2 protein-coding genes are annotated in these 1,117 nt (G+C 47.1%); one reads left to right on the top strand and one right to left on the bottom strand.

Annotated elements, in window-relative coordinates; genetic code table 11:
- Positions 1-7 precede the first annotated feature (7 nt).
- Entirely contained in the window at positions 8-364 is a 357-nt protein-coding gene (locus UXI14_RS18005) for a hypothetical protein (protein WP_335967354.1), read from the bottom strand.
- A 105-nt stretch (positions 365-469) separates the two neighbouring features.
- Between UXI14_RS18005 and UXI14_RS18000 the strand changes: the two genes are divergently transcribed.
- On the top strand, positions 470-1,117 hold a 648-nt coding region (locus tag UXI14_RS18000), incomplete at its 3' end, for a carboxypeptidase-like regulatory domain-containing protein (RefSeq protein ID WP_335967352.1).

Below are 1,117 nucleotides of genomic sequence, written 5' to 3'. Positions count from 1 at the left end.
CAACTATTCATAGCGCTTGTTTCTTGGTTTTATTCGAAGTTTTGCGATCAGATAAAAAAACAGGATGAAACACCAACCGGACAGCTTGATTATCAGGGCACAATACAACGTTGTGTTCACGGTGTATTACATCCTGTTTGCCAAAAAACCGAAGTGCCCCATATAGGCACATATTTGTTACGGGAGCCACGCCAAACATTTTCTTTCCGGTATACGATATCTTTTCTCCCGTAATCAACAACTGCACATGATCATGGCATCCGGCCATGTGGCCAAACGATGGTTCAGACCTTAAGGCCGTTCTTCCCATGGGAGCTGACCCGCCGATAACACCATTCCCGACAAGGGAGGTAGGCATATCCATGGCCAAGGATGGGCATGATGATTAGATTTTGAAAGGCCCTTTAGGGATAAAGAGGACATAAGGGGCCAATACCAACAAGACCGAAGTTTTATAACAACTAAGATTATGCAAAAAAAATATATTTTAAGGGATAGGTGCACCCTTTTATTTGCCCTTCTCATTTTTTCTACGGGCACCTGTTCCCTCTTCGGGAATACCAGGGGTGTTAATTTGTTTGATTTGGCTGCCTATCAGCATCGGATCAAGGGGACGGTCACCGATTCCAACGGTGTTCCCATTCAGGGAGTGAACGTAGGGATAAAAGGTTCTTCAAGTGGCACTTTTTCGGATGAAAAAGGGACCTTTTACCTGGAGGCCGCCCCTTCCGATGTTTTGATACTGAGCTATATCGGGTTCAAGAAACGGGAGGTTGCCGTGGGAAGCTCGATGGAACTCTCCCTGGTGCTGGAAGAGGACGTAATGGATTTGGGTGCCGTTACGGTCAATGCCGGGTATTATACGGTAAAAGAAAGGGAGCGGACAGGGAACATAGCCAAGGTGACCTCCGGGGAAATCGAGCTGCAGCCCATTGTGAGTCCATTGCAGGCTATAGAAGGCAGAATACCCGGCGTGGAAGTAGAGCAAGGAAGCGGAATTAACGGATTAGCGCCCAGTATTCGTATACGCGGAACGAACAGTCTGCGCAACGATGGAAATTATCCCCTGTACATTGTTGATGGTGTGCCCATTAATTCCAGTCCTGTAAGAAGTAGC

This window comes from Galbibacter sp. PAP.153 (assembly GCF_037029175.1).
Taxonomy (GTDB): domain Bacteria; phylum Bacteroidota; class Bacteroidia; order Flavobacteriales; family Flavobacteriaceae; genus Galbibacter; species Galbibacter pacificus.
This window is presented reverse-complemented; position numbering and strand designations above follow the sequence as displayed.